19 protein-coding genes are annotated in these 22,966 nt (G+C 45.9%); 9 read left to right on the top strand and 10 right to left on the bottom strand.

Going from position 1 to position 22,966, the window contains the following annotated elements; all coding sequences use genetic code 11:
• Positions 1-23: 23 nt before the first annotated feature.
• The 4 genes from arfA to zntR all read right to left on the bottom strand — a co-directional run bounded on the left by arfA (position 24) and on the right by zntR (position 2,863).
• Positions 24-218: a ribosome alternative rescue factor ArfA gene (gene arfA / locus D1Z90_RS09175; protein WP_119910457.1), complete on the bottom strand. Its 195-nt coding sequence runs from the start codon at positions 216-218 to the stop codon at positions 24-26.
• A 139-nt stretch (positions 219-357) separates the two neighbouring features.
• Positions 358-1,023, bottom strand: a complete 666-nt coding sequence (locus D1Z90_RS09180) for a YkgJ family cysteine cluster protein (RefSeq protein ID WP_119910458.1) — start codon at positions 1,021-1,023, stop codon at positions 358-360.
• A 128-nt stretch (positions 1,024-1,151) separates the two neighbouring features.
• Positions 1,152-2,450, bottom strand: coding sequence for an SO_0444 family Cu/Zn efflux transporter (locus D1Z90_RS09185; RefSeq protein WP_119910459.1), 1,299 nt, complete (start codon positions 2,448-2,450; stop codon positions 1,152-1,154).
• Positions 2,444-2,863: a Zn(2+)-responsive transcriptional regulator gene (zntR, locus tag D1Z90_RS09190; RefSeq protein WP_119910460.1), complete on the bottom strand. Its 420-nt coding sequence runs from the start codon at positions 2,861-2,863 to the stop codon at positions 2,444-2,446. The genes D1Z90_RS09185 and zntR overlap by 7 nt, the downstream gene beginning before the upstream one ends.
• Before the next feature lie 297 nt (positions 2,864-3,160).
• On the opposite strand from zntR, the gene purH reads away from it, so the two are divergent.
• Both purH and purD read left to right on the top strand, forming a co-directional pair.
• Positions 3,161-4,753 (top strand): bifunctional phosphoribosylaminoimidazolecarboxamide formyltransferase/IMP cyclohydrolase, encoded by a 1,593-nt coding sequence (gene purH, locus D1Z90_RS09195; RefSeq protein WP_119910551.1) that lies wholly within the window; start codon positions 3,161-3,163, stop codon positions 4,751-4,753.
• A 101-nt stretch (positions 4,754-4,854) separates the two neighbouring features.
• Positions 4,855-6,144: a phosphoribosylamine--glycine ligase gene (gene purD / locus D1Z90_RS09200; RefSeq protein ID WP_119910461.1), complete on the top strand. Its 1,290-nt coding sequence runs from the start codon at positions 4,855-4,857 to the stop codon at positions 6,142-6,144.
• Positions 6,145-6,256: 112 nt separating this feature from the next.
• Here the strand turns inward: purD and hupA are convergent, their stop codons facing one another.
• The gene (gene hupA, locus D1Z90_RS09205) at positions 6,257-6,532 is read right to left on the bottom strand and encodes a nucleoid-associated protein HU-alpha (protein WP_119910462.1); all 276 of its coding nucleotides are present in this window, start codon (positions 6,530-6,532) and stop codon (positions 6,257-6,259) included.
• Positions 6,533-6,848: 316 nt separating this feature from the next.
• Here hupA and D1Z90_RS09210 point away from each other — a divergent pair, with 316 nt between their 5' ends.
• Positions 6,849-7,901 carry a CNNM domain-containing protein gene (locus D1Z90_RS09210; protein WP_119910463.1) on the top strand — a complete coding sequence of 351 codons (1,053 nt, stop codon included), beginning with the start codon at positions 6,849-6,851 and terminating at the stop codon, positions 7,899-7,901.
• Positions 7,902-7,951: 50 nt separating this feature from the next.
• Here the strand turns inward: D1Z90_RS09210 and D1Z90_RS09215 are convergent, their stop codons facing one another.
• The gene (locus D1Z90_RS09215; protein WP_119910464.1) at positions 7,952-8,527 is read right to left on the bottom strand and encodes a YjaG family protein; all 576 of its coding nucleotides are present in this window, start codon (positions 8,525-8,527) and stop codon (positions 7,952-7,954) included.
• Positions 8,528-8,556: 29 nt separating this feature from the next.
• Here D1Z90_RS09215 and D1Z90_RS09220 point away from each other — a divergent pair, with 29 nt between their 5' ends.
• The 5 genes from D1Z90_RS09220 (at position 8,557) to D1Z90_RS21185 (ending at position 18,662) form a co-directional block, all read left to right on the top strand.
• A complete protein-coding gene (locus D1Z90_RS09220) occupies positions 8,557-9,498 on the top strand; it encodes a D-2-hydroxyacid dehydrogenase (RefSeq protein WP_119910465.1) in 942 nt (313 codons plus the stop codon).
• A 568-nt stretch (positions 9,499-10,066) separates the two neighbouring features.
• On the top strand, positions 10,067-12,424 hold the full coding sequence (locus tag D1Z90_RS09225) for a glycosyl hydrolase family 18 protein (RefSeq protein WP_119910466.1): 2,358 nt from the start codon (positions 10,067-10,069) through the stop codon (positions 12,422-12,424).
• Between the two features lie 459 nt (positions 12,425-12,883).
• Positions 12,884-15,241 (top strand): glycosyl hydrolase family 18 protein, encoded by a 2,358-nt coding sequence (locus D1Z90_RS09230; protein WP_198419088.1) that lies wholly within the window; start codon positions 12,884-12,886, stop codon positions 15,239-15,241.
• A 484-nt stretch (positions 15,242-15,725) separates the two neighbouring features.
• Positions 15,726-18,209: a glycosyl hydrolase family 18 protein gene (locus D1Z90_RS09235; protein ID WP_119910468.1), complete on the top strand. Its 2,484-nt coding sequence runs from the start codon at positions 15,726-15,728 to the stop codon at positions 18,207-18,209.
• A 261-nt stretch (positions 18,210-18,470) separates the two neighbouring features.
• On the top strand, positions 18,471-18,662 hold the full coding sequence (locus D1Z90_RS21185; RefSeq protein WP_147378749.1) for a hypothetical protein: 192 nt from the start codon (positions 18,471-18,473) through the stop codon (positions 18,660-18,662).
• Between the two features lie 111 nt (positions 18,663-18,773).
• Here D1Z90_RS21185 and D1Z90_RS09240 read toward each other — a convergent pair whose 3' ends face one another.
• From D1Z90_RS09240 to nudC, 3 genes are all read right to left on the bottom strand, one after another.
• Entirely contained in the window at positions 18,774-19,283 is a 510-nt protein-coding gene (locus D1Z90_RS09240) for a GNAT family N-acetyltransferase (RefSeq protein WP_119910469.1), read from the bottom strand.
• A gap of 114 nt (positions 19,284-19,397) precedes the next feature.
• The gene (gene hemE, locus D1Z90_RS09245; protein ID WP_119910470.1) at positions 19,398-20,465 is read right to left on the bottom strand and encodes a uroporphyrinogen decarboxylase; all 1,068 of its coding nucleotides are present in this window, start codon (positions 20,463-20,465) and stop codon (positions 19,398-19,400) included.
• Positions 20,466-20,565: 100 nt separating this feature from the next.
• Positions 20,566-21,381 carry an NAD(+) diphosphatase gene (nudC, locus tag D1Z90_RS09250; RefSeq protein WP_232525229.1) on the bottom strand — a complete coding sequence of 272 codons (816 nt, stop codon included), beginning with the start codon at positions 21,379-21,381 and terminating at the stop codon, positions 20,566-20,568.
• Positions 21,382-21,517: 136 nt separating this feature from the next.
• Between nudC and rsd the strand changes: the two genes are divergently transcribed.
• Positions 21,518-21,991, top strand: coding sequence for a sigma D regulator (gene rsd / locus D1Z90_RS09255; RefSeq protein WP_119910472.1), 474 nt, complete (start codon positions 21,518-21,520; stop codon positions 21,989-21,991).
• 93 nt (positions 21,992-22,084) lie between these two features.
• Here the strand turns inward: rsd and fkpA are convergent, their stop codons facing one another.
• Complete coding sequence (gene fkpA, locus D1Z90_RS09260) at positions 22,085-22,957, bottom strand: FKBP-type peptidyl-prolyl cis-trans isomerase (protein ID WP_119910473.1); 873 nt, start codon at positions 22,955-22,957, stop codon at positions 22,085-22,087.
• Positions 22,958-22,966: the final 9 nt, after the last annotated feature.

Consider the following 22,966-nt stretch of genomic DNA (forward strand, 5'->3'; position numbering starts at 1 on the left):
TCTGCATTAAAGCCAACTACGGATTAAGCCCAAGTAAGCTTTAATGCAGACTCCCAACCTGCTTTAGAAAATTTTTGTTTACGCTGATAACTGCCTTTCCCTTTCTTCGCTTTCTCGATTCTTTGTTTAAACAGTGGCGTGTTTAACACGGCTTTTAAGGCGTTATCTTTTATTTCACCTTTGGCTAATAAATATTCGGTGGTTTGCTTTTTTGCCATGGCGGCCTCCTTGATGATGTGGCGCACTTTTACTTTCGAAGTGCAGCGAAGGGGATACTGACATACCCCTTAATTGCATACAATTGGACTATTGGCTTAAATCGTCTTTTTAAGTAAACAAGCCACTTCAAATGAACTGTTAATGCTGCTTTAAGGTGAGTTTGAACATAGCTCGACCGCGCTTCCACTTATTGATTAAGCTTGGCTGCCTAAAAATGGCCGAAAGGGCGCCAATCATTTCCACTTTATCAGCAGCGGCTTTATTTTGCTGCAACACTTGATAACTGATGCCAACAAGCTGTTGCTGCATCTGTTGAACGTTTTTAAGCTGCGGTATAAAGCCCGATAAATCTGTCGGCGTTTTATAAGATTGCACGCACTGCTTAACGTCAGTTGAGTGGTACCCTGCGCAAGCTAAGGAGCGAGCCGGGTAAACACTGCAACTCTCGGCTATTAGCATGGGACATGGAACATTGGTTGTTAAGTGCTCTTGTTCTGTCATTGCTGCAATTTTATCCGCGCTTTGATGCAGCCTTTCCTCTATCACTACCTGTTGCGCTTTAGACAGCTTCGCTTTGATGTAAAAATACATGGCGACCGCTTCGTGAGGGAACACCATCACCCTAATATTGCAACATTTAGCGCAGCCGTTTCGACAGTCTATCTCAGGTTGACGTTGCATCGACTCGGTAAGTGTCGCCGTTTGTAGTTGACTCAAAGCAATAAGCTTGTCAGAGCTTTTAAGGGCTTGTTGGTACGCGTAATGGGTTTCATTTAAGCGCGCAAGGACTTGGTGGCGTTCCATATCTCACTCCGAAATAGTGTTAAACACTAAAATAATTGAGCCAGATAATACCTTTCACTACTCGATACGATCAACACAAATCAGTAGGGCTAAATTGCCCTACATCAACGAGTTAATCGATTTTCCAATTATTCTGAGTGCGCTAGCTTAAGGGACAGTTTTTGCCAGCCGACTCGAAGCATCAACCCGGCCAATAAGACACTGCTAGAGATGGTTAGCCAATGCGGCAATAAAGCATGGTCCATGGCCGATATTGGGGCAACCACAAAACCAAATTCAGCAACTAAATAATTGGTCAATAAACCGAACACAATGGCCATCCCGATAACCCCAACTAAATAAGCCAATAAGGCTCGCTTGCCCAACTCTTTACCCACAACCCCGAGAGTAGCAACATTGGTTGCGGGTCCCGCCATCATAAATACCAATACAGCGCCGGGACTGATGCCAGATAACAGCAAACCTGCAGCGATTGGCGTTGAGGCCGTGGCACAAATATACATGGGCACACTGATCGCCACCATCAACAACATGGCCCAAATACTATCTCCCCATTGGGCCAGATAATCGGTTGCCACATACGTTTCTACCAAGGCGGCAAAAAACAATCCGACCAACAACCATAAGCTAATATCTCGCACTAAATCGGTGGCCGCAAAACTGACGCCGCCAAAGACTTTTTGCCCTACGCTTCGCTTGTTTACCTCAGACTGAGACTTAGCTTGCTCGCTATCATTACTACAACATGATGAAACTGAATCACTTATTGCAACAGAAGTCGCTGCCACAGCGCCCTTGTTACCGCTACAACCACTGACTGCTTCATCATCATTGTTGTTGGAAGAACAACAACTGCTCACGACTGGCTTAGGCGGTTCAGCAGGAGCACTGCAACACCCAGGTTGACTGCGCGTCGTAGTTTGCTTGTCATTAGGCACTCGCGGCTGCGCAACTTTGTCCCCACAACAACCATCTTGATTAGCCTCTGCTGATTTATGACGGCCTGAATGCACTTTCGAAGCGGGACGATCAGCATCATCTTTACCAACGATAAGCCCAGCCACTATCGCGCTTACCACCGCAGCAACCGGCCTAATAATGGCCATAAATGGCCCTAATAGAGCGTACGAGACAGAAACCGAATCAACGCCAGTTTCTGGCGTAGCAACCAAGAAAGCCGTCGTTGCACTCTTGGAAGCTCCGTTTCGTCTAAGGCCGAGCGCAGCCGGTATCACGCCACAAGAACACAATGGCAAAGGAGCACCAATGAATGCGGCTTTAACGGTGACCCAAAAACCTTTACCACCAAGGTGGCGGGTGAGGAAATCGCCAGGTATAAACTCTTTGATTAACCCTGCGATCAATAATCCAAGCATCATCCAAGGGGCGGACTCTAAAAACAAGTCGATGAAATTTTCAATTAACATTGGCTTTCCTTATCACTGGCGTCTAATGCTTCAAGGATCGAGCAGTGACTGGCTGACTCAATCCCCCCACAACATGAACTGCTGAGTTTTTGCAGCGACGCTTTAAAAATCTCCAGCTCTTTAATTTTGGCTTCTACCTGAGCCAGCTTACTGTCGGTGATGGCTTTGGGCTCAGCGCAGGTGTGCTGTGAGCGCTCAAGGCGAATTGACAATAACTCGGTAATTTCCTGCAGTGAAAAGCCCACTCGTTTAGCCCGAATAATAAACCACAGCTTTTGTTCATCTTCTTGGTCATACAAACGATAACCCGCGTCACTGCGAGTACTGGGGCTTAATAAGCCGTGTTTTTCGTAAAACCTCAGCGTGTCTGTTTTGATCTGACAGCGCTGGGCAAGTTCGCCGATGCGATACATGAAAAAGCCTTACTGAAAGTGTCTTTGATAACGAGATTCTAATCCTTAGACAATACTCCAAGGTCAAGCACAAAATAAGGCATTTTTCTAATTAATTGATGCCCAGATCACATTGGCTGGGCAGATTTGATGTTTTTCTAGGCTAAAAATCACCAAGAATTGAATATTTCCGTCATATAAAGAGGTTAAAAATCTTGGGAATTAAGGTAGAATGTCGCCCCTATTTTGTTGCCACGCGTAATGTGTTCAGCAACAACATCAGCCAACATCCTAAACATCATCGGGGAAGAAGTAGAAATGGACATAGCTCGACCTATTAAACGCGCACTGATAAGTGTTTCAGACAAGACCGGCATCGTTGAGTTCGCTCGCGAATTAGCTGAAAAAGGCGTTGAGATCTTGTCGACTGGCGGTACTTTTAAACTGCTAGCAGATAACGGTATTAAGGTTATTGAAGCATCCGACTACACCGGCCACCCAGAAATTATGGACGGTCGTGTAAAAACCCTTCACCCAAAAATTCACGGTGGCATACTTGGCCGTCGTGGTGTTGATGAAGGCGTAATGGCTGACAACAATATTCAACCTATCGACATGGTCGTGGTTAACTTATACCCATTCGCCGCCACAGTGGCGAACCCAAACTGTAGCCTAGAAGACGCTATCGAGAACATAGATATCGGTGGCCCAACAATGGTGCGCTCAGCAGCAAAGAACCATAAAGACGTAACGATTGTAGTTAATGCCAGCGATTACAGCCGAGTGTTAACTGAATTAGCCAGCAACAATGGCAGCCTGACATACCAAACACGTTTTGATCTTGCCATTGCAGCCTTTGAGCACACGGCGCAATACGACGGAATGATCGCCAACTACTTCGGTACTAAGGTACCAAGCTACGGTGAAAACAAAGAAGGTGATGAAGAATCTAAATTCCCACGCACTTTCAACCAGCAGTTCCAAAAGAAACAAGATATGCGTTACGGCGAGAACAGCCACCAAGCGGCTGCTTTTTACGTTGAAAATGACATCGATGAAGCCTCTGTTTCAACGGCGCGTCAAATTCAAGGTAAAGCACTGTCTTATAACAACATTGCGGATACCGACGCAGCGCTTGAGTGTGTCAAAGAATTCAGCGAGCCAGCTTGTGTTATCGTTAAACACGCAAACCCATGTGGTGTCGCGCTGGGCAGCAACATTCTTGAAGCTTACGATCGCGCATACAAAACAGACCCAACGTCAGCGTTCGGTGGCATCATTGCATTTAACCAAGAGTTAGACGCAGACACGGCAGAAGCCATTGTTTCTCGCCAGTTTGTAGAAGTGATTATTGCGCCAACTGTGAGTCCAGAAGCAGAGCAAATTGTTGCGGCTAAGAAAAACGTGCGTCTACTAGAATGTGGTCAATGGCAAGCGAAGACTACAGGCTTTGATGTTAAGCGCGTCAATGGCGGCCTTCTCGTGCAAGATCGCGACCAAGGTATGGTTAACGCTGATGACCTTAAAGTGGTTTCTAAGCGCCAGCCTTCAGAGCAAGAACTGAGCGATGCACTATTTTGTTGGAAAGTCGCAAAATACGTTAAATCAAACGCCATTGTTTATGCTAAAGATAAATGGACCATCGGTGTTGGCGCGGGCCAAATGAGCCGTGTGTACAGTGCGAAGATTGCCGGTATTAAAGCTGCCGATGAAAACCTAGAAGTAGCAGGTAGCGTGATGGCGTCTGATGCATTCTTCCCATTCCGTGACGGTATTGATGCAGCGGCTGAAGCCGGTATCACTTGCGTGATCCAACCAGGCGGTTCAATGCGTGATGACGAAGTTATCGCTGCTGCCGACGAGCATGGTATGGCCATGGTATTTACTGGCATGCGTCACTTCCGCCACTAAAACTAACATAAATTAAACATAACTACGGCTAACCAGAGTGTTAGCCGTATTTTTAGCCGTGAATAAATGCAAGCTGCGATGTGCTTGCACAAGGATAAAAGATGAAAGTATTAGTCATTGGTGCTGGTGGTCGTGAACACGCACTAGCATGGAAAGCCGCTCAAAACGCAGACGTTGAAACCGTTTTTGTAGCGCCTGGTAACGCCGGCACTGCATTAGAGCCAAAACTTGAGAATGTTGCCATTGGCGTTGAAGACATCACCGCTTTGGTTGCCTTTGCAAAAGAACAACAAATCGCCTTGACGATTGTCGGCCCTGAAGCACCGCTTGTGATAGGTGTTGTGGATGCATTTCGTGAAGCTGGATTAAAGTGTTTTGGCCCAACCCAGGCAGCCGCTCAGCTAGAAGGATCTAAAGCCTTCACTAAAGATTTCTTAGCACGCCAAAATATTCCTACCGCGTGGTACCAAAACTTTACTGAAATTGAGCCAGCAGTGGCATACATTAAAGAAAAAGGTGCACCCATTGTAGTGAAGGCTGACGGCCTGGCCGCTGGTAAAGGTGTTATCGTAGCGATGACAGAACAAGAAGCCATTGATGCCGTCAACGACATGTTAGCGGGCAATGCCTTTGGTGAAGCGGGTAGCCGCGTAGTGATTGAAGAGTTTCTTGACGGTGAAGAAGCCTCTTTCATTGTAATGGTTGACGGCAAAAACGTATTGCCTATGGCTACCAGCCAAGATCATAAACGCGTGGGCAATGGTGATACCGGTCCAAATACAGGTGGTATGGGCGCATACTCACCAGCCCCAGTTGTTACGCCAGAAATCCACGACCGCATCATGAATGAAGTGATTTACCCAACCGTTAACGGCATGGCTGCAGAAGGTAATACTTACACAGGTTTCCTATACGCGGGCCTAATGATCATGGCTGACGGTACACCAAAAGTGATTGAGTTTAACTGTCGCTTTGGCGATCCAGAAACACAGCCAATCATGCTGCGCCTTCAATCAGACTTGGTTGAGCTTTGCCTGGCATCAGAAGCGGGTCAATTAGACCAAGCTACAGCAGAATTTGACCCACGTGCATCCATCGGTGTTGTGCTTGCCGCAGGTGGCTACCCAGCAAGCTACAACAAAGGTGACGTGATCTCAGGCTTACCTACAACCGACGTAGAAGGTGAAAAAGTATTCCACGCAGGTACCGCAGATAAAGACGGCCACACAGTGACAAACGGCGGCCGAGTGCTCTGCGCGACAGCATTAGGGAACTCAGTCACTGAAGCGCAACAGCGTGCTTATGAGCTGACCAAGAAAATCAGCTGGGAAGGCGCATTCTATCGCACCGATATTGCGTACCGTGCCATCGCACGTGAGCAAGCGAAGTAAATCAGCAGGCAGTTAACCTTAACCCGTTAACTGCCTTTGTTTGTGGTTTCAAACAGCCATAAAAAAAGCCAGGCAATGCCTGGCTTTTTAATATGCAAAACGTGGTCAGCGATTAAGCTTTTACCGCATCTTTCAATGCTTTACCGGCTACAAACGCAGGGATGTTTGCAGCAGCGATTTGAATCTCAGCACCAGTTTGAGGGTTACGACCTGTGCGCGCGGCACGGTGGTTAACCTTAAATGTACCAAAACCGATAAGCTGAACTGGCTCACCGTCTTTTAAGCTCTCGGTAATACCCGCAAGTACTTCTTCTAATGCAGCTTTCGCTTGTGCTTTTGAAAGATCTGCTTTTTCTGCGATGGCATCAACCAGTTGAGTTTTATTCATAAGACTTCCTTTCCAAGGTCGTATTGAAACTTAATTGCGGCTTCAATGTATGCAAAAACAATCCATTGCGCAAAGGATTTATCCCTTAAAAAGCGCGCCAGTACGGCATTTTAGGCAACTTATGCGCGCAAGCTCACAATTTAATGTACCCAATTCAGCCGAGAGCCCTCCCGCATACGTAAATTTTTTGTACCGCTAAGCTATTGAACTTTTCTTCTTAGCCGTCTTCTATATACTTAAAGGCCTAGGTATGTCCGGTGCTAATGCTGACTGCAACCGCGTACTGCCGCCTTATTGACCTTAATTGGAGCCAAACTTGTTACTACTGATTATCTTTTTACTGCTCGCGGTGGGTGTATCATTCATTTGTTCTATCCTAGAAGCAGTATTATTAAGTATCACCCCAAGTTACGTTACTTCACAAAAAGCCAAAGATCCTGAAAAAGCGGCAGTATTGGAAGAGTTAAAAGCCAAAATAGACCAACCTCTCGCTGCCATTTTAACCTTAAATACCATCGCGCACACCGTTGGTGCGGCCGGTGTAGGGGCTCAAGCGGCCATCGTGTTCAATAACCAGTACATAGGTTTAACTTCAATAGTACTGACTTTGATTATCTTAGTATTCTCAGAAATCATTCCTAAAACCATCGGCGCGACATACTGGCGTAACCTAGCACCTTATGTGGCAAAGCCATTAAAAGGCATGATTTTTATCCTTAAGCCATTTATCTGGCTGTCTGACTTGATCACAGGATTGGTCGGTAAAAGCGCGCACGGACACGAGCACATTCGCGAAGAAATTGCAGCAATGGCTCACCTTGGCAAAGAAACTGGGCAACTGGCAGAGAATGAAGGCAAAATCATTCACAGTTTGTTAGCGTCAAAAGAAAGTAGGCTGAAAAGCATAATGACGCCGCGAACCGTGCTGTATTCGGTCGATAAAAATATGACCGTTAGCGAATATCTGGCGGAGCACGCCGAAGCGCCATTTTCTCGTATTTTACTGACCAGTAAAGACAAGGACAACATCATAGGTTTTGTTCATAAGAACCAAATTTTGATGCACCAAAGTGAAGGCGATACTGTCAAACTGGGTAAATTGTTACAACCACTGTATGTAGTGCCTGAAACGGTACCGATTCCTGCACTTTTTCAAAGCTTGCTGGAAAAACGTAATCACATTAGCTTAATTGTGGATGAATACGGCGATGTGCAAGGCATTGTTACCTTAGAAGACTTAGTTGAAACCTTATTAGGGGTAGAGATAGTCGATGAGCAGGACACCATTGCCGACATGCAGCGTTTAGCCAAGGCACGCTGGCTGCGCCACCAACGAAATACCGATGGCATCATCGAAAAGTCGGAATAACCTTTGCGATAAAAACCGAATAAACCTGCTTATTCGGTTTTTATGATCTGCTACTCGAGGCTAATGCCGATATTGCTAATCCCTTCATTACGACAAAATTTGCGTACCGCTTTTAATAAATCAGGGCTTCTTTGCTCATCAAGTAAGGTTAGCAACTCTTCTTGAAACGCCAACTCTTGTTGGATTAATTCATCTTGCCAAATCTCTTGCTCCGTTAACTCAGCTTCACTGGTTGCTTCAATAAAGCTTGAAACCGTACCAATCGACGTTTGACTGGCATTCACCGCTTCATCATCCGCTTTGGTTAACACGGCATTGAAAGCACATGATAAAGCAACACAGGCATCTAACGCTGGATAAACACCGTACATATCATAATCGGCCACATTCGGAATCGCCTCTTCGAACTTTTCACTTTGGGTTTCAAAATTCACTTTTGCTCCCTTAACCGTGAGGTTTTCCCAAAATAGGTCTAACATTTTACGAAAGGTAGCTTCACCGCCGAACTCGGTGCCTTCACTGAATAAGACATAATTAGGGTACATTCTCTCAGCTAATCCGACACAAAATGCGACCTGTTGCCAAGGGAGAAGATTTCGAAGTTGCTTATTGAGTTTATCCGCCACGTGATTTCCTATTTTTAAGGTTAGAGAGCATGAAAACAACGCTGTTAGTGTTAAGTCACTCTGCCCCACTATACCAAGAGTTATTACAAGATCGCCTGCCAAGCGGTGTAAATATGATTTGCACTGATAATATAGAGTCTATCGGGGCCTTGCAGCAAAAAATTACCATCGCCTTGGCCGAGCCGAGCTTAATCGCTCCTCACCTTGAGCACTTAAGCCAATTAAGTTGGCTGCAATCTACTTTTGCGGGAGTAGATGCCCTCACCCAAGCCAGCACCAAACATAGTTACCAATTGACTGGCGTCAAAGGCATATTTGGCCCGCTGATGGTTGAGTATGTTTTTGGGCACGTGTTACAACTTAGCCGCCATATTGGCCAATATCGACGCCAACAGCAGCAACAAATATGGTCTGCTGCCCCTTACCAATCTTTGGTTGGTAGCACCATGTTGATTGCTGGCACTGGCGACATCGGCTCTGCGCTTGCTAAAGCAGCCAAAAGCTTTGGTTTAAATGTCATAGGGATGAACCGCGCAGGCACGGCCCGAAAACACTTCAAACAATGCGTTGCCCCCCAACATTTACTTGATGCCCTCACCCTCGCAGACATAGTGGTCAATACCCTCCCCAGTACTGCCCACAATCGGCATTTATTTGCGCGACAAGCCTTTCAGAAGATGAAGCCTTCGGCAATATTTATCAATGTAGGTCGCGGCAGCACCGTGCATCAAAGCGACTTATTACAGGCTTTAATCGAGAAAGAAATTGGCCATGCTGTATTGGATGTTTTTGACGTTGAACCTTTACCTGCAAGTGATGCATTATGGCAACAACCCAATGCCACTATTACGCCGCACAATGCCGCCGTAAGCATACCAGCTCAAGTCGTTGATATTTTCTGCGACAATTTAGGCCGCTTTTTAAATCACGAAGCTTTGATATACCCTATTGATTTAAAAAAAGGTTATTAAGGCATGCTGGCCTTTCGAGGTTAACTTCTATGCGAATTCCAATGTGTTCGAGATAAAACCCCTTTAATTATGCCCAGCAATGTATGACATTATCAGCAGCGCTGATTGTTACTTAGCAAAGCATAAAACGATGTGAGGCGAAGCTTTCAGGCTCGGTTACCGCTTGTTATCTAGAATACCGACATCACAAAACCTCTGCCTCGCATCAATTGCCAATAAACTGCTGTAAAAACAAGCTCAAAAAGTCAACGCATGTTATATATCGATAGGTATTAACACTTCACTTAAAAACCTCAAAGAAAAATGACCAAGATCTCATTCGGCTAAAAATTATTCGCATCAAACACTAACTAGCGCTAACGTTAGGGCAGCCCTCAATATTGAGGCTCAATACACAATTTAGTGCGTTTCTTGGTCAGGAGACCAGTTTTAGAAGCCCGCTGATATGCCAAGGATTGGCGTACTGTGACAGGATGCAACGTATGTATTGCCGCTCTGTTTCTGCTTTCCTTACTCAATTCAGCGTATAGATTGTGTTCTTTCGTGTTTTAGTCAAAGGAACAGACTCATGAAGAAGAGCTCAAATCACTTCGTTCGTAATTCACTTGCTATGGCTGTAGCCATGGGGATCAGTGGTACTGCTATGGCAGCGCCAGGTCAACCTATCGTACAGTGGATGGAAGAAAACTTCGCCATCATCGAAGTAGACCAAGCGGCCAGCGCATACAAAGACCTGGTTACTATCAAAGACGGTGCTACTGTCCCAGTAGCTTGGGATATGTGGTCAGGCGCACCTGGTACGTCTTGGCAGGTATTATTAAACGGTGAAGTCGTTCACCAAGAAGCTATCGCTGATACACCCGTGCAAAAAGGCGTGGTTGACCTGTTGGTTAAAACCGGTGGGCAATACGCACTGACCGTCAAGCTTTGTGACGATACTGGCGCATGTAGCGAAAGTGCGGCGAAAAATATCGTTGTTGCTGATACTGACGGCAGCCATTTAGATCCGCTGGATATGAAAGTTGATCCAAGCAATGGTAATTACACCACTCCGGAAAATACCGTTGTGGGTACTTACTTTGTGGAATGGGGCGTTTACGGTCGTAAATTCTCTGTAGATGAAATTCCAGCGCAGAACTTAACTCATATCATTTACGGCTTTGTGCCAATTTGTGGTCCAAACGAATCTTTAGGTGAAATTGAAAACGGTAACAGCCTAGCAGCACTTAACCGCGCTTGTGCCGGCACTGCAGATTATGAAATGGTTATCCATGACCCGTGGGCTGCAGTACAAATGCCACAAGGCGACCATATTCATTCAACACCTTACAAAGGCACTTACGGTCAAATGATGGCGTTGAAACAACGCTACCCAGATCTAAAAATCCTGCCTTCTGTGGGTGGCTGGACGCTGTCTGACCCATTCTACGACTTTGTAGACAAGTCGAAGCGCGACATCTTTGTTGCATCAGCGAAAAAATTCCTACAAACCTGGAAATTCTTTGACGGTATCGACATTGACTGGGAATACCCAGGTGGTCAAGGTGCACACCCAACTAAGGGTAACCCGGATCTCGACGGCCAAGCATACGCAGACCTAATGAAAGAACTGCGCGCGATGCTAGACGAATTGTCAGCAGAAACAGGCAGAGAGTATCAGCTAACTTCTGCGGTTGGCGTCGGCTACGACAAAATTGAAGACGTAAACTACATTGATGCAGTGCCTCACATGGACTACATCTTCGCCATGACTTATGACTACTACGGTGGTTGGAACAACGTGGTAGGTCATCAAACCGCGCTGTATTGCGGCAGCCACATGACTGCTGACGAATGTAACGGTACAGGTCTAGATGACGAAGGTAAACCACGTAAAGGTCCAGCTTACACCAGTGCTAACGGCATCAACCTACTGCTTGAAAAAGGCGTGCCCGCTAACAAACTGGTGGTGGGTGCAGCAATGTACGCACGCGGCTGGACTGGCGTAACAGAAGCCTCAATGACTGATCCAACTAACCCAATGACAGGTGTGGGTAACGGTAAAGTGAAAGGCTCATGGGAAGCGGGTGTTATCGACTACAAAGACGTGGTTCGTGATTACATCAATAACCCATCAGTGCAAAAATTCTATGATGAAGCGGCTGAAGCCCCTTACGCATGGAACCCAGCGACGGGTGACCTTATCACGTATGATGATAAGCGTTCTGTAATGGCTAAAGGCCAATATGTGAAGGACAACGGCTTTGCGGGTCTATTCTCTTGGGAGATTGACGCCGACAACGGTGATATTCTCAACGCCATGCAAGAAAGCTTACAAGGCAACGTGGTTATCACTCCACCGCCTACTGACGTACCGCCTACTGACGTACCACCTACTGACGTACCACCTACTGACGTACCGCCTACTGACGTACCACCTACTGACGTACCACCTACTGACGTACCACCTACTGACGTACCACCTACTGACGTACCACCTACTGACGTACCACCTACTGACGTACCACCTACTGACGTACCACCTACTGACGTACCACCTACTGAGCCGCCAACAAACGCGACCCCTTGGGTTGCCGGTTCAACTAAAGTAGCCAACGGTGACGTGGTTTCATTCAACGGCGCATGTTTTGAAGCGAAGAACAACCCTGGCGTATGGGAATCTCCTGTTGCTGGCGGTAACTGGTTCTGGACTGAAGTGCCATGTGACGGGGCTGTGATTACACCAACGGATACGCCAGTAGTAACAGACGAACCTGTTATTCCAACTGACGAACCTACACTTCCTGGGTCAAACTGGGATGCCGCAGCAGTTTACAACGGCGGTGACGAAGTCGTAGTTAACGGTGTTACTTACCAAGCTAAATGGTGGACACAAGGTGATAACCCAGAGCAGTCTGGTGACTGGGGAGTTTGGAAAAAGCTATAAACAATAGCTCAATCTAACCTCAACAAAAAAGGGAGCCTAGGCTCCCTTTTTTAATAAATCATTTAAAATTAAAAGCTTATTTACACATATCGTTTAAAGCGTCTTTAACAGACACAATCAAAAAATAAAAATAAGATCATCGATATTAGTATGATCTAACTCCAATTTACGAATATCTAACACTCATTTAATGCTCTTATGATATTGCTCATCCCAATATAACCGCCTATATTAGATATCAGTCTATGGTTAGACTAAAGATTTGATAGCACTTGTTTTAGGCCAGGAGGCCATTCTAACAAACAGGTGTTGATGCCAAGGAAAGGCAAAACAACGTGATATGGATATCGGTTAAGTAATGCTTACTTACCTTTGTTGTACTCTATCTCTGCTGCTTTCCCTTGCGTCTACTTCAAATTTTCTTCGAATTCTCAAATGACTAGTCAAAGGAATGGACTTATGAAGAGAAATCTATTAGCTGCTTCTATCTTAGCGGCAGTAAGTGGCAGCGTAATGGCTGCTCCAGCAGCGCCAAGCATCGACATGTACGGCTCTAACAACCTTCAGTTTTCTAAAATTCAACTGGCAATGGACACAACCTCTGGTTACAACTCCATGGTTCAGTACAATGAAGAAGCTGAAATCGGCATCAAATTCAACCAGTGGTCAGGTACTCCTGGTGACACTTACCGCGTATTATTTGACGGCGTTGAAGTAGCAACTGGCCCTATCACTGGCAGCCAAACTACTACTAGCTTCAAATACTCTAAAGGTGGTGTTTACCAAGTAGTTATCGAAGCATGTGATAGCACTGGCTGTACTGCAAGTGCTGCTGCTGAACTAACGCTAGCTGATACAGATGGTTCTCACTTAGCTCCGCTAACAATGAACATCGACCCTAACAACAAAACTTACAACACTGACAAGAACACTGTTGTTGGTACTTACTTTGTTGAGTGGGGTATCTATGAGCGTGGTTACACTGTGGACAACATCCCAGCTGACAACCTAACTCACATTCTTTACGGCTTCATTCCAATTTGTGGTCCTAACGAATCTCTGAAATCTGTTGGCGGTAACAGCTACAACGCACTGAAAACTGCGTGTCAAGGCGTTAACGACTACGAAGTAGTTATTCACGACCCATGGGCTGCATACCAGAAGAGCTTCAAGCAAGCTGGTCATGACTTCAACACGCCTATTAAAGGTAACTTCGCGATGATGATGGCGCTTAAAAACCGCTACCCTGACCTGAAGATCGTACCTTCTATCGGTGGTTGGACACTGTCTGACCCATTCTTTGACTTCACTGACAAAGCTAACCGTGATGTATTCGTAGCTTCTACTAAGAAATTCCTACAAACTTGGAAATTCTTCGACGGTGTGGACATCGACTGGGAATTCCCTGGTGGCGGCGGTGAAAACGCAAGCCTAGGTGACCCTGTAAACGACGGCCCAGCATACATTGCCCTAATGGCAGAGCTTCGCGCTATGCTTGACGAGCTATCGTTAGAAACAGGTAAAGAGTACGAAGTTACTTCTGCTATCGGTGTAGGTTACGACAAAATCGAAGACGTTGACTACGGTCAAGCGGTTCAGCACATGGACTACATCTTCGCGATGACTTACGATTTCTACGGCGGCTGGAACAACGTACCAGGTCACCAAACTGCACTTTACTGTGGTTCATTCATGGCTCCAGGCCAGTGTGATGGCACAGGTGTAGATGCTGAAGGCGTACCTTTCAAAGGTCCTGCTTACACAGCTGACAACGGTATTCAACTACTACTAGCGCAAGGTGTACCTGCGAACAAACTAGTACTAGGTGCTGCTATGTACGGTCGTGGTTGGGACGGTGTAATGCCATCTAGCCTAACGGATCCAAATGACCCAATGACAGGTACAGGTAACGGTAAACTTACTGGTACTAAAGCACAGGGTGTATGGGAAGCTGGCGTAATTGATTACAAAGGTATCAAAGAGTACATGCTTGGTGCTAACAACCAAGGCATCAACGGCTTTGAGTACGGCTACGACGAGCAAGCGCAAGCGCCTTACGTATGGAACCGTTCTACTGGTCAGTTAATTACTTTTGATGACGATCGCTCAACTAAGACTAAAGGTGCGTACGTACGTGACCTAGGTCTAGCGGGTATCTTCTCTTGGGAAATTGACGCAGATAACGGCGACATCCTTAATGCAATGCATGAAGGTCTAGCAGGTTACGTTCCTGTAACTCCAGTACCTACTGAGCCACCAGTAACAGAAGTACCTGTAACTGAAGCGCCTGTAACTGAAGCGCCTGTAACTGAAGCGCCTGTAACTGAAGCGCCTGTAACTGAAGCGCCTGTAACTGAAGCGCCTGTAACTGAGGCTCCTGTAACTGAAGCGCCTGTAACTGAAGCGCCTGTAACTGAAGCGCCTGTAACTGAAGCGCCTGTAACTGAAGCTCCTGTAACTGGCGTTACTCCATGGGTTGCTGGTTCTACTAAAGTAGCAAATGGCGACGTTGTTTCTTACATGGGCGCATGTTTCCAAGCTAAGAACAACCCAGGTACTTGGGAAGCACCTAAAGCAGGTGGTAACTGGTTCTGGACTGAAGTTCCATGTGAAGGTGGTGTAGTAACACCTACTGATGCACCTGTAGTTACTGAAGCGCCAACTATTCCTGGTGGCGGTTCTAACTGGGATGCAAGTGCAGTTTACACTGGCGGTCAACAAGTGACTGTAAACGGTGTAACTTACGAAGCTAAGTGGTGGACACAAGGCGACAACCCTGAGCAAGCTGGCGACTGGGGTGTTTGGAAAAAGCTTTAATCTATTAGATTAATCTTTTACTAAATCGCTTTTAAGGGACGCATATGCGTCCCTTTTTTGTGCCTGATCGCCAGTGCATTGTTTAATGGTGTTGCTTATAAAGCCCAAGGAGATACCCTAAACAATCTGACAACTAGGCGTGTGGAAAAAACTTTAACTCATTAAACTGAAACAAGAATTCTTTTATTTTTCATTGAGCACCTGCGCCCCTTTGTGATTTTAGACGCTCACCCTAAATCGCTAAAAAGGTTAGCAAGTTGTTGATGTTTATCACTAAAACAAACAACTAGCACTTTATTTAATGCTCTTTTAAATCGACTTATCACCTCGCTCTCATAGTATAAGTTTTACCTGTTTATCTCAGGTAACACACTCTTGGTTGAGTTTTAGATTTGATAAAGCACCTTAGTATGCTTTGCAGCTATCAGTCGTAATCTTAGTTACAACCAATCCTATTTTTGCATTCAGTCAAAGGATTCGACTAATGAAAAAAAATCTACTGGCCGCTTCTATCTTAGCGGCAGTAAGTGGCAGCGTAATGGCTGCTCCAGCAGCGCCAAGCATCGACTTGTACGGCTCTAACAACCTTCAGTTCTCTAAAATTCAACTGGCAATGGACACAACCTCTGGTTACAACTCCATGGTTCAGTACAATGAAGAAGCTGAAATCGGCATCAAATTCAACCAGTGGTCTGGTACTCCTGGTGACACTTACCGCGTATTATTTGACGGCATTGAAGTAGCAACTGGCCCTATCACTGGCAGCCAAACTACTACTAGCTTCAAATACTCTAAAGGTGGTGTTTACCAAGTAGTTATCGAAGCATGTGATAGCACTGGCTGTACTGCAAGTGCTGCTGCTGAACTAACGCTAGCTGATACAGATGGTTCTCACTTAGCGCCGCTAACAATGAACATCGACCCTAACAACAAAACTTACAACACTGATAAAAACACAGTGGTGGGTACTTACTTTGTTGAATGGGGCATTTTTGCCCGCGATTACACTGTGGACAACATCCCTGCGGATAACCTAACTCACATTCTTTACGGCTTCATTCCAATTTGTGGCCCTAACGAATCACTAAAATCTGTTGGCGGCAGTAGCTTTAAGGCGCTGCAAGTCGCTTGTCAGGACGTTAATGACTATGAAGTCGTGATTCACGATCCGTTTGCGGCTTATCAAAAGATCTTTAAGCAAGCGGGCCATAACTTCAACACGCCTATTAAAGGTAACTATGCGATGATGATGGCGCTTAAAAAGCGCTATCCAGACCTGAAAATTCTGCCCTCTGTCGGAGGCTGGACACTGTCTGACCCATTCTTTGACTTCACTGACAAAGCTAACCGTGATGTATTCGTCGCATCGGTTAAAAAGTTCTTAAAAACTTGGAAGTTCTTCGACGGTGTGGACATCGACTGGGAATTCCCTGGTGGCGGCGGTGAAAACGCAAGCTTAGGTGACCCTGTAAACGACGGCCCAGCATACGTTGCCCTAATGGCAGAGCTTCGCGCTATGCTTGACGAGCTTTCGCTAGAAACAGGTAAAGAATATGAAGTTACTTCTGCTATCGGTGTAGGTTACGACAAAATCGAAGACGTTGACTACGCTCAAGCGGTTCAGTACATGGACTACATCTTCGCGATGACTTACGATTTCTACGGCGGCTGGAACAACGTACCAGGTCACCAAACTGCACTTTACTGTGGTTCATTCATGGCTCCAGGCCAGTGTGATGGCTCTGGTGTAGATGCTGAAGGCGTGCCTTTCAAAGGTCCTGCTTACACAGCTGACAACGGTATCCAACTGCTGCTGGCGCAAGGTGTGCCCGCGAAAAAACTCGTACTAGGTGCTGCTATGTACGGTCGTGGTTGGGACGGCGTAATGCCTCCTAGCTTGACAGATCCTAACAACCCTATGACAGGCACAGGTAACGGTAAACTCACAGGAACAACAACTCAGGGCGTATGGGAAGCAGGCGTAATTGATTATAAAGGCATTAAAAAGTATATGCTTGGGGCTAACAATCAAGGCATCAACGGCTTTGAATACGGCTACGACGAGCAAGCGCAAGCGCCTTACGTGTGGAACCGTACTACTGGTCAGTTAATTACTTTTGATGACGCACGCTCAACCAAGACCAAAGGTGCATACGCACGAGAGCTAGGCCTAGCAGGTATGTTTTCGTGGGAAATTGACGCGGATAACGGCGACATCCTAAACGCAATACATGACGGTCTAACGGGTTATGTGCCAGTAACCGAAAAGCCTACGTTACCGCCAACACTGATCCCAACCGATGATGTGCCACCGCCATCATTGCCACCCGTCACCGTAACACCTACACCGCCACCGCCGACCCAGCCGCCGGTTGTTGGTTGTGATGGCGATCTTATCTACGGTGACATAGCCCCTACTTGTGTGCCGGTCACTCCCCCCCCAACCCAACCGCCCGTTATCGGTTGTGATGGAGAGCTTATCTACGGTGGCATGGCGCCGACATGCTTACCAGCCACACCTATAGTTGTAACAGAACCACCTGTGACTGAGCCACCAATAACTTGGCCACCTTGCCCTGTTTATGATGATGGCCGTCAAAGTCTAAGCTGCCCTCCACCGCCTCCGCCAACTTGGATTGCGGGCTTAACTCAGGTTAATAACGGTGACGTCGTATCCTATATGGGAGCTTGTTATGAGGCTAAGAACAACCCTGGCGTATGGGAAGCACCACGCGCTGGCGGTAACTGGTTTTGGACCGAAGTGGGTTGTTATGGCAACGTAACAAAGCCCACCACAGTGCCGACTCAGCCAACTCAAGCGCCTGTTCAAGGCAGCTGGAGTGCAGATACCGTTTATACCAGCGGCCAACAAGTGACTGCAAACGGTGTTACCTACGAAGCCAGATGGTGGACGCAAGGGGATAACCCTGAGCAAACTGGCGACTGGGGGGTGTGGAAAAAGCTTTAACGACAGCCAGAGCTAACACTGACTACACCAAGAAAGGGCGCCATTGCGCCCTTTCTTGTTTTAAAATTACAAAAAAAGAAAACGCGAACAAAAAACCAAGCCAAAATCACACTAAAAGGTAACTTTGCAACCTAAAGCGAAGCGATTCAATCATTAATGATGATTAACCTCACAAAAAAACCTAAACGACACACCCTAGATCACTTTTTTCTGTAAATTTATTACAAAAAGTACTTGCGCGATTTGTTCGGTAGCAGTATTATGAAACTGTTCTCAAAGAGAACACACAAAAACAAACAGTTAAATAAACAGAGAGGTAACATTATGTTATTTGGTAACGCAGCAGCAGATTTTGGTCGTGCAACACTTCAAGAGCGTGAAGCTCAACGTAAAGCAAGCTTGAACCTAGCGGGCCTTTTCAGCAACAAGAAAAAAGCTAAAAAAGTAAAGTAAGTAAATTATAAACCTTCCTTCTGTATTTACACAGAAATGCAACATTATTAATAAGCAGAACACAGAGAATAGCTCCAATCATGGAGCAAATATTCTCACTTCTCACAGCTTTTATCCCTTCTTCAAGCTATACACCAGGACCGGTGTTTCAAACATTTCCGTTTCTTGCTCGAGTTCAAATCCCGAATTCTCAGCCACTTTGATAGACGCCGCATTCTTTTGTGAAATAAAAGAGATTAATCGCGTCAAGCCAAGTTCACGAAAAGCGTATTCACTGGCAGCCTGTGCCGCTTCGCTCGCAATGCCAACCCCCCAAAAATCCGGGTGTAACCGATAAGCCAGTTCAACTTCGTCTTCACCTTGAAAGCGATGAAAAAAGTGACCACAAAAGCCAACAAGTTGTTGATGTTCTATGCTTTCAACCGCCCACAAGCTGTAGCCTTTTGATTGATAAGTATCGAGGATGTTTTGCAAAAATGTAGCTGATTGCTGTTTACTAAGCGGGCCCGACATAGAATATTTCATGACTTGGCGATTGGACATTATGGCATGAACACGCTCAAGATCATCAAGGGTAAAGTGTCGCAGTGTCAGTCGTTTAGTTTGCGCTATTACAGACATTGGCTGAAATCCTATTATGCAATAGTTTCACTATCATACCAGTTGTTAATAAAATGTAAAAGCGCAGTATGCGGGCATAAAAAAAGCCACCGAAGTGGCCTTAACGTTTTCGGCTTATTTATGATAAGGCCGACTTAACTCATTCACTGCTTTAATAAAGACGCCTGCATGTTCAGGGTCTACATCGAGGTGAATACCGTGTCCTAAGTTAAATACATGGCCGGTATTATTATGGCCATAACCTTCTAAAATAGTCGCCACTTCTTGGCGAATACGTTCTGGAGAGGCGTAAAGCATAGAAGGATCCATATTGCCTTGTAATGCTACCTTATCACCCACTCGTGCTTTGGCATCGGCAATATCAATGGTCCAATCTAGGCCGACAGCATCACAACCCGTAGCCGCAATGGCTTCTAGCCACATACCACCATTTTTGGTAAATAAGGTAACGGGGACACGACGGCCATCATTTTCTCGTTGTAGTCCGGCGACAATTTTCTCCATGTACTGCAGCGAAAACTCTTTGTAATCGCGCGGTGACAACACGCCACCCCAAGTATCAAAGATCATCAAAGATTGCGCACCAGCAGCGACCTGTGCATTCAAATAATCAATCACAGAGTCGGCCACTTTGTCTAATAACAAGTGCAATAATTTGGGCTCGGCGAACGCCATTTTCTTAATTTTGGTAAATGCCTTTGAAGAGCCGCCCTCTACCATGTAAGTGGCTAGCGTCCAAGGGCTCCCTGAAAAACCAATAAGAGGAACTTCACCCTTTAGCTCGCGGCGAATTGTACGTACTGCATTCATCACATACTGCAACTCACCTTCTGGATCAGGCATGATGAGCTTTTCAATATCAGCCTTGCAAGTAATCGGGCGTTCAAACTTAGGGCCTTCACCGGTTTCAAAATACAGGCCTAATCCCATCGCATCGGGAATGGTCAATATGTCAGAGAATAAAATGGCCGCGTCCAAGGCATAACGACGCAGTGGTTGCAACGTCACTTCACAAGCTAAATCCGCATTTTTACACAGAGACATAAAGTCACCCGCTTGCGCACGGGTTGCTTTGTATTCAGGCAAGTAACGCCCGGCTTGTCGCATCATCCACACTGGAGTTTGGTCTACAGGTTGCTTTAATAAAGCACGTAAGTAACGGTCGTTTTTTAATTCGCTCATTGGAGGTCCATTTATCGCATTTCTGAGCGGATTGTAACAAAGCTAAAGGGGAAGCGAAACGCTTGTAAGCGCAAGCTTGCTAAGAGCGTTTCTTTGTGACCTAACGGCAACGGTGGCGGATCTTCTCAATTAATGCTCGAGCCAGAGTGCCCTCTGGAGGTAAGAGCGGTAACTGATCAAAGCTAAACCAGTCGGCTGCCTGCAATTCATTTGGATCTATATGAATATCACCACTGTCATAATCCGCTACAAATCCCATCATCAGTGAATGCGGGAACGGCCAGGGCTGACTTTTCACATAACTGATATTTTTTACCTTAATGCCCGCTTCTTCAAACACCTCTCGTTGCACGCATTGTTCTAAGGTCTCTCCCGCTTCGACAAACCCGGCTAAGGTGGTAAAGATTTCATTTCCTGGCTGATTATGGCGTACATGGTTTGCCAGTAGTATGCGCTTATCTTTGCGAATTGCCACAATAATGCAAGGCGATATACGCGGATAGCAACGATGGCCACAATCGTAACACTTCAACGCCAGCTCCCAGTCGATGTGTGTCATGGTATTGCCGCAGCGCCCGCAAAAGCGATGTGTATCTAAAAAGTTGGCTATTTGCACCGCACGGCCCGCCATATTAAACAGCGATTCATCGGTTCGGCTTAGCAAATAGCGCAACGGGCGAAATTCGCCCATGCCCATGTCTTGTTCTTCCTGACCTAGGTCCACCAAATAACATGGGCTCGCATCATACTCCCCTATCGGTAACACGGACTCGGGCAAAATGTCGGGAAATGGTAACTCTTGCAAGCTTCCAAAAGGAATTGCACAACTCATATGAGAGACTAAAATTTTTCCACCCGCCAGAATAAACCACCAGCTATTTTCAGTCTGATTCAGAACTAGTTGATTATTTTGCAAGTTTCTTCTCTCCACAATTTCCATATAGCTCACAGTTATACATGAACGCCGTTTAAGTAACCAAATTACTGTTGACGATAAGGTCAGATTTCATTACTTATAACAGTATGCCAGAATAAAATGCCAAGGATAAACAATGCTAACAAAACTTGAACAAGCAAAATTGGAATGGGGCGGTTCGTCACACATCATTGATAACTGGCTAAATGATCGCCAAACCGTACTTGTCGGTTATTGTGAATTAGCAGGTTTACCGCCTTACAACAAAGATGAACAAACCCTGCCTAGCCCAGAAAAGGTGCAGGAATTTTGCCAGGTGCTGGTGGATTATTTATCTACTGGCCATTTTGAAATTTACGACCAAGTCGTTTCCAAATGTGAAAGCCATGGTAAAGCGAGTGTCACTCTTGCTAAAGAGCTCTACCCCAAAATTTCTGATACCACGGACACAGCGCTCGCTTTTAACGACAAGTATGCAGAAGCTGAACTTGATGAGCATGCAGCATCGTTTGATTTGGACTTATCTCAATTAGGTCAAATTATGGAACAAAGATTTGCCCTTGAAGATCAGTTGCTAGAAACCTTGCACAGCAAACACGTAACGGCATAAATACTGATAGGCTGCTCTTCGCGTCAAACCAGTAAACATAAAGACATAAAAAAAGGGAGCCATCGGCTCCCTTTTTGATTTTGTCGTGCCGGCTTATTCCGCAGCTTTTGTTTCAGCTTCTACTTTTTCAGCTTCAATAGCAGGCTGAGCAGGAGCTTCTTCGCCACCAGCAATAGAGATAAGCTCTACATCAAATACGAGTGCAGAGTGCGGCGGAATATTGCCAGCGCCTTGCTCACCGTAAGCTAGCTCAGAAGGGATAGTAAACTGGTATTTAGAGCCAACTTCCATCAGCTGTACGCCTTCAGTCCAGCCTGGGATAACACGGTTTAGCGGGAACGTTGCAGGTTGACCACGAGAAACTGAGCTATCGAACACGGTGCCGTCAGTGAGGCGACCTTCATAGTGAACTGTTACTGTGTCTGCCGCTTGTGGTTTATCACCACCTTTACCCGCAGTCAACACTTGGTACTGCAGACCTGAATCTGTAGTGGTAATGCCTTCTTTCTTGGCATTTTCAGCTAAGTACTTAGCTGATTCTTCTTTAGCCTTTGCAGCTGCTTCAGCTTGTTTAGCTTGCGCTACTTCGCTTAGCTTTTTGTCGTAAGCTTGCAGTGTTGCAACCACTTCTTCGTCGTTGAGTTTAAGTTCATCACGTAATGCGTCAGAGATACCGGCAATGATTTGCTCTTTGTCTAAAGACATTCCCAATGCTTCTTGCTCGCCCATTGTTTTTTGAATGTAACGAGAAACAGATACGCCAATCGCGTAAGCTGCTTTTGCATCTTCGCTAGCAAATTCTGCAGTTGTAGTTGCAGTTTCTGCTGATGCTTCGGCTGGTAGCGTCACCGCTTTGGCTTCTTCAGCTTTCGCCGCTTCCGGTGCGACTTGTGCTTCTTTTTCTTGACAACCTGTGGCCGCAAATACTGCGCCCGCTAAAAGCGATACTTTAAACAAATTTTTCATTAACTATCT

The sequence above is a fragment of the Motilimonas pumila genome (assembly GCF_003596335.1).
In the GTDB taxonomy this organism is placed as follows: domain Bacteria; phylum Pseudomonadota; class Gammaproteobacteria; order Enterobacterales; family CBDFNC01; genus Motilimonas; species Motilimonas pumila.